The sequence below is a fragment of the uncultured Granulicatella sp. genome, assembly GCF_938030755.1.
Lineage (GTDB): Bacteria > Bacillota > Bacilli > Lactobacillales > Aerococcaceae > Granulicatella.
In genome coordinates this window covers 1-6006 of the sequence record NZ_CALHIF010000055.1, presented here as the reverse complement: position 1 = coordinate 6006, position 6006 = coordinate 1, and the positions used below count along the sequence as shown (strand labels likewise).

General features: G+C 36.2%; 8 protein-coding genes and 1 pseudogene. 8 read left to right on the top strand and 1 reads right to left on the bottom strand.

Annotated features, from left to right (window positions below; genetic code table 11):
- The 6 genes from Q0594_RS05395 to Q0594_RS05370 form a co-directional block, all read left to right on the top strand.
- A partial coding sequence (locus tag Q0594_RS05395; RefSeq protein ID WP_298730290.1) for a WYL domain-containing protein occupies positions 1–184 on the top strand: 184 nt, incomplete at its 5' end.
- A gap of 64 nt (positions 185–248) precedes the next feature.
- Positions 249–863 (top strand): GyrI-like domain-containing protein, encoded by a 615-nt coding sequence (locus tag Q0594_RS05390; RefSeq protein ID WP_298730288.1) that lies wholly within the window; start codon positions 249–251, stop codon positions 861–863.
- Between the two features lie 12 nt (positions 864–875).
- Entirely contained in the window at positions 876–1418 is a 543-nt protein-coding gene (locus Q0594_RS05385; protein WP_298730286.1) for a ClbS/DfsB family four-helix bundle protein, read from the top strand.
- A gap of 411 nt (positions 1419–1829) precedes the next feature.
- Entirely contained in the window at positions 1830–2282 is a 453-nt protein-coding gene (locus Q0594_RS05380) for a hypothetical protein (RefSeq protein WP_298730284.1), read from the top strand.
- 11 nt (positions 2283–2293) lie between these two features.
- Positions 2294–2686: a TIGR02328 family protein gene (locus Q0594_RS05375; RefSeq protein ID WP_298730282.1), complete on the top strand. Its 393-nt coding sequence runs from the start codon at positions 2294–2296 to the stop codon at positions 2684–2686.
- Positions 2667–3128 (top strand): hypothetical protein, encoded by a 462-nt coding sequence (locus Q0594_RS05370; protein ID WP_298730280.1) that lies wholly within the window; start codon positions 2667–2669, stop codon positions 3126–3128. The genes Q0594_RS05375 and Q0594_RS05370 overlap by 20 nt, the downstream gene beginning before the upstream one ends.
- A gap of 416 nt (positions 3129–3544) precedes the next feature.
- Here Q0594_RS05370 and Q0594_RS05365 read toward each other — a convergent pair.
- Positions 3545–4761, bottom strand: a pseudogene (locus Q0594_RS05365) (dipeptidyl aminopeptidase).
- 412 nt (positions 4762–5173) lie between these two features.
- Here Q0594_RS05365 and Q0594_RS05360 point away from each other — a divergent pair.
- Both Q0594_RS05360 and Q0594_RS05355 read left to right on the top strand, forming a co-directional pair.
- Positions 5174–5638 (top strand): hypothetical protein, encoded by a 465-nt coding sequence (locus Q0594_RS05360; protein WP_298730277.1) that lies wholly within the window; start codon positions 5174–5176, stop codon positions 5636–5638.
- Between the two features lie 8 nt (positions 5639–5646).
- A partial coding sequence (locus Q0594_RS05355) for a hypothetical protein (RefSeq protein ID WP_298730275.1) occupies positions 5647–6006 on the top strand: 360 nt, incomplete at its 3' end.

The window sequence follows — 6006 nt, the reverse complement described above, 5'->3', positions numbered from 1 at the left end:
GTTAAATGGAGCAATCACAGAAGATGATGAGAATTTATATGCTGAAATAGAAATACCAAATGACTATAACCTATTCAACTATATTTTTTCTTTCGGAGATGGAGCAGAAGTATTAGAGCCAAGAGAGATACGAATGCAGATTAAAGAAATGATAAATAAAATGGCAAAAAAATATATAACTTGACAAATGGTGTCAAGTATCCTCCTGTATAATTTAATTAACCAAGATGCAAAGGGAGGATTGGATAATGAAATATGAATGGAGAAAACAAGAAAAGAATCTTTATGGTGTGAAGCAGAGACCTATCATTGTAGAAGTGCCAAAGCAAAAATTTATTTTGGTAAAAGGTAAAGGAAATCCGAATGGAGTAGATTTCTCAGACAGAATATCCGCATTATATTCTCTTGCCTATGCCATTAAAATATTGTTTAAAAATGTAATGAAAAATAAAACTGATAACGAGATTACAGATTTTACGGTATATCCGTTAGAGGGATTTTGGAAAAAAGTAAATGGAGAAGAGTTTGATAAAAACAAACTGGAATACACATTGATGATTAAACAACCTGATTTTATTACACAAGAGATATTCACAAAGGCGCTTGAGAATATAAAAAAGAAAAAGCCTGATGCATTGTATGATGAGATAAGCTTTAGAAAAATAGAAGAGGGTAAATCTATTCAGATTTTACATATTGGAAGTTATGATAATGAGCCAAAATCATTTGAACAGATGGATGAATTTGCAAGAAAACTTGATCTTACAAGAATAGGCCATTTTCATAAAGAAATATACCTAAGTAATAAAAACAGGACATCAGAAGAAAAACAAAAAACTATATTAAGATATTCAGTGAAATAGGAGGAATTTGTTATGCCAAGACCAACGACAAAAAATGATTTAATGATTGCTGCTAAAGAAAACTATGAAAAGTTAGATTTCCTTATTTCAAAGATGACTGAGAAAGAGTTAAATACACCATTTGATTTTTCAAAAGAGGAAAAGAAAAAAGAAGCCCATTGGAAAAGAGATAAAAATCTAAGAGATGTTTTAATCCATCTCTATGAATGGCATCAGCTTATTTTGGATTGGGTACATTCCAATCAAAAGGGCGAAGAAAAACCATTTTTGCCTGAACCATATAACTGGAAAACTTATGGTGATATGAATGTGGAGTTTTGGAAAAAACATCAAAATACTTCTCTTGAAAATGCAACTAAAATGTTTCATAAATCCCATAGCGATGTTTTACAGTTGGCTGAAACCTTTACAAACGAAGAACTTTTTTCAAAAGGTGTATATAAATGGGTTGGAGGGAGTACGCTGGGTTCCTATTTTGTGAGTGCGACTGCAAGTCATTATGATTGGGCAATGAAAAAGCTAAAGGCTCATCAGAAAAACTGTAAGTCAAAATAATTGGGGTAGTAAAGTGCATTTTACAAAAGCAAAAGGAATACTTTCTTCAAAGGATGGAATGTATTTGTTCAAAATCTCAAATGGCTCTGCAGCAACAAAGAGAAGAAATGAAACTGGAAAGAAGAGTTGAAAGCAAGTAACAAAGAGAATTAGAGAAAAAGAGAAAGTTTCAATTGAAACAAGAAAAACGAAAACAAAAGTATAGAGGAAAATAGTTTTTGTATCAAAAGCCAGTAAATCAACCGGATTTACTGGTTTTTATTTTGTGAATAATGGGGCTATAGAATGAAAAATAGGACAGATTAATTTTGGGGGTATCTTATACATTCGCGAGGGTGTAGGCGAAGTGGGGGCGGAGATGGTATAATTGGGAAATAAAGTAAAAAGGCATGTTCCAGGAAGGGGAAGGCAGTGAATCAGTTGTTTAGAAGTTTTCTGTCGAAGAAGATGGTCAGTCGTTTTCGTGAAATCGTTGAGTTTTTAGCTGAAAAAGCAGAGATGACAGAGGAGGTTCCGGAAAAAATCGAACGGAATCCTGTTGTGCCAACGGTTATCGTGCTGGCACTTGCCATCATTTTCTATCGGAGTTCGTTTACTTGGGCTCCGTTTCAGACATTGTTGGAACAGTTTGGTTGGTTTTCTATCGGAATTCCCGTTTTCTTTATTTTGATTAGTGTCAATTTGGTCTTATTTTTAGATATATTATGGATTCAAAAGGATTTAAAACAAGAATTAAAAAACTTAGTGACTTTTGCCCAGCAGGTGGTCGCTCGCTTAAAAGAAGAGGGGCGCACAGAACTGGCAGAGGATATTGAAGATGTAGAAGTGCTGTTGGCGGACTATAAGGACCGATTTGGATTTTAGGAGGAAATGTGATGAGATTATGGCATGAAGACTTGATTGGAAAGCTTCCGCGTCCGCAACTCTTGGGGCAACACCGTGAATGTTGTGCCCTTAGAGGAAATGGATGGGGCAAGAAGCACGCAACGGTGGACTATGTGTTTACTTATAGCCCGTATGTGCTTTATCAGTACCATACGTTGATTATGGATGAAATGGAGCACCGTGGGTATAATGTGACTCCTCTATGGAAAGAGGCGTCGTACCGGGGTAAAGTGTGTCCACCGTATACCGAAGTTGTGACGTGTGAGTGGAAGCGTCCGTTATACAAAGAGCATGATGATGCGTATTACAAAGAATGTGTGGAGAATTTAGCACAAAAAGGAATTGTTCTAGGAGGAGAAGACCATGAAATTTTCGTTTCATAATCGAATTACCAATCAACAGTTAGCGCAGTTTCGCTATTTGACCGACACGTTGACGCAAGAAGCAGACCTCAAACAGGCAAAACCAAAGCGTGCAGAACAAAGACTGGCGGTAATTGGATTTATTATGGGATTTTTTGGCTATTTCTTTATCAAGACCGAACTTTTCAAAGCCCCAACAATGGCCCTTGTCGCTCGTGTGGCACAGGAGCCGGGATTTGCGTCCATCTCGCTCTTAGTCTTGTATTTTGCTGTTCCGCTGTTCTTCCTCTGGTGCTTGCTCCTTTTTTTAAAACAAAAATTTTATGAAAAAGAAATCAGTGGACTCATTGTACTGATCCAGAAGAGTCTGGCGATTTTAAAAGAAACCAACCGCACGGATATGGCGACTGATATCGAAGACGCAGAGTTCATTATCGAAAACTATGAAAACAACAGTTTATGAAGGTATGAAATTCATTGATATGATGGATTTGTAAAGGGAGTTTGTTTATATGCTTGGGTGAAGAGTAGTTGAATGTAATTGAAAAATATCTTCAACAAACCATCAGATTGAAGGCAATGAAAATGCAAGCCCCAGAGTTAGAGTTAGGAATCATAGAGGTCTAAACATAGAAAGATAAATAAAATCGGCATTCTTGTGGTGCTACGTGCACTTACAAGAAAGCCGATTTTTGCGACGAAACTATAAAAGGTAATTCCTATGAACGGAAGTATGCAAAAATAAACAAAAGGCTTTAGTTTTCTGTTTATCTGCTTAGCCTAAGATGAATCAAATGGCATAACTACTCAATCAAAATGATGTTACAGCTGCTCAAACATGATTGTTAAGAGGACTATAATCAGGATTATAAATCTAATCTATCCCTTCTGATTCCATTCAAATAAAGTGTCCAACCAATCAAAAACGACATTATGAGCGAGTCTCAAATTGTTGACTTGGCAATGAGCATCCGCACCACTTTCCGCTTCAAAAATTTGAAGTTTAGTTTGCGAATTTTTAGACTTAAGTGCTTCAAAAATCACTCTGGTTTGGTGTTGTAATTCGGGCCTTCACCCTCTCCCATGATAAATAGGCAAGGACACTGAATTTTTTGATAGTCCACAACCTTTGCACGGTTAAACACTTCATTAATAGCACTCTTAAAATCAGAAGTACCAAACTGCCAAGCATATTTTTTAAGATTTAAATCCGCAGACTCATTCAAAGTACCAGCTAACTTTAAAAGGATATTCATTAACCAACTTGGAGTTTTTAGGCTGGCCCCAAATTCTTTTCTAAAGATTTCCGAAACGTCATAAATAGGAGTGCTTGCAATCCATGCATGTATTCTTGTATCTTCTTCGACAGCTTGTGCGGTAAAATATCCCCCTCCGCTAACTCCATAAATGGCTAGATGATTCAGCTGAGGATTTCTCACTTCTAACCAGTCTATGCACTTTGAAATTGGAATAGAGGCATTTACATCAAAAGTTAAACCTCTGCCAGGGTTGGATCCTTGACCAGGTAGATCAACCATTAAAACATTGTAATTTCGCATCCAGCCTGGATAGCCAGCAAAGTAAAATAAATCTTCGCGATAGGTATCGCCGCCACCAACCATAATCAATGTTGGACAATGATTACCACTGTGAAGATAATAGCCCGGCAAATAGGAATCTTGATAATGAATCGATAATTCTTCGACTGGGGCTCCTAGTGATTGAATGGCGTTAGAAAACGCCGTCTCCATTTTATGAACGGTAGGCAAATATTCGTCAGAAAAAGGATTGATAAACTGAACTGCTGAGCGAAGGGAATAGGTCTGTGCTAGATAATATTGTGCCTTTGTTTGCTCACTCAAACCCGAATGACTTACTTTTTGTTCAAGATAGTTTTCATGCGATAAAAAAATATTTTTCCAGTTATCTGGTTTTGGTGATTTGCCCAACCCTTGGGCAAGATAATAAAGTTCTCCGTGAGAAAAACCAAAAACTTCTCCTATACCTAACAACCAATTAAAGAAAAAATCCGTATCCCCATTTTTGAAAAATATTCGAGTAGATTGCCTTTTTAAAATAACTTCATTTTCTTTCATAACGCGCCTCTTATTTTTAGGATATTCCTGTTTCTTTTATCATACCATATCGATGAATCTTTAATACATTTGAATGTTCGAAGATGGACTCAAGCTTTATTTACAAAGGTTTTTAACTATCTAGTCATATTCATTTTCCGTACGTTTATGGTACAATATAAGCAATTCTCGTTACCAATAGATGATAGAATTATTTGATGAGGAAAGTACATAATGTACGCTTCGGAGGTACGACGTCAAAACATTACGGCTCCACCTTAAATAAAGAACTTTGGTAACTTTTTACTATATTAAAAGTGTTAGAGAAAAAATTAAAAGTAACGAACCGCACAGACATGACGACTGACATCGAAGACGCGGAGTTCATTATTGAGGATTATGAGAAGAATCTTGGGGTGTAGGAGGAAATAGTGTGAAAAAACGGCTGAGTGAAGAAGAAATTACGCGATTAAGGAACCTACTAGAGAAAGTCTCTATGGAGAATGGTAGTCCCCAATCGTTACCTACTGCAAATGGAGAGTTAAGAAGACTTTTCCATATTGGAGAGTGGGCAATGATTGTCATACTTTGTTGCACATTATTTCCGCTAGTAGCACTAGCTTTTGTAGTGAGTTTATTGTTAGGAAATATCGATGGGGCAATGGATCTTGTTTACATCAACCTTATGGCATGGCCGCTCGTGCTAATCTTCTGGGTGCTTCCTATTATTTTATTCTTTGTTTTTCGTTTCATTCAAAAAAAGACATATTCTGATGAAGTAATTCAGATAAATCAACTGATTTACGAAGAACTACGTGTACGAAAATATATTGAAGATAAAGATTTAACGGAAGAAGCTCGGGAGTTAAAAGAATTATATAAACGCATCTGGAATTAGGGGGATCTATGAATAAGAAAAAACGGATGGAAGAAAGTCAGCTGGTGCGACTAAAAGAATTGCTAATTGCAGCGATTCAAGAACGTTCAGGGGAAGTTGTTGCACTTCCTAGCGCTGCAGTGATGCCAAGTATCTTAAAAAATATTATTAAAATATTCTTGATAATATTAACTGTATTCATCTTCTTGTTTTCTCTACCAAGTTTTGATGTTTGGTTTCAGGCATTGGTTACACACCCGTTTAAATTCTTAAAGGATCAAATTGAGTTTAATCCGTTCTTTAGAATTGAGCTATTCCTTTTAATTATTGTATGTGGACTTTCTCTATGGGAACGTAAGGCATTTAAAGAAGAGCAGGCACAAATTGTC

Coding starts and splice junctions, on each gene's coding strand:
- Q0594_RS05390 (WP_298730288.1), top strand. CDS start 249: ATGAAATATGAATGGAGAAAACAAGAAAAGAATCTTTATGGTGTGAAG.
- Q0594_RS05385 (WP_298730286.1), top strand. CDS start 876: ATGCCAAGACCAACGACAAAAAATGATTTAATGATTGCTGCTAAAGAA.
- Q0594_RS05375 (WP_298730282.1), top strand. CDS start 2,294: ATGAGATTATGGCATGAAGACTTGATTGGAAAGCTTCCGCGTCCGCAA.
- Q0594_RS05370 (WP_298730280.1), top strand. CDS start 2,667: ATGAAATTTTCGTTTCATAATCGAATTACCAATCAACAGTTAGCGCAG.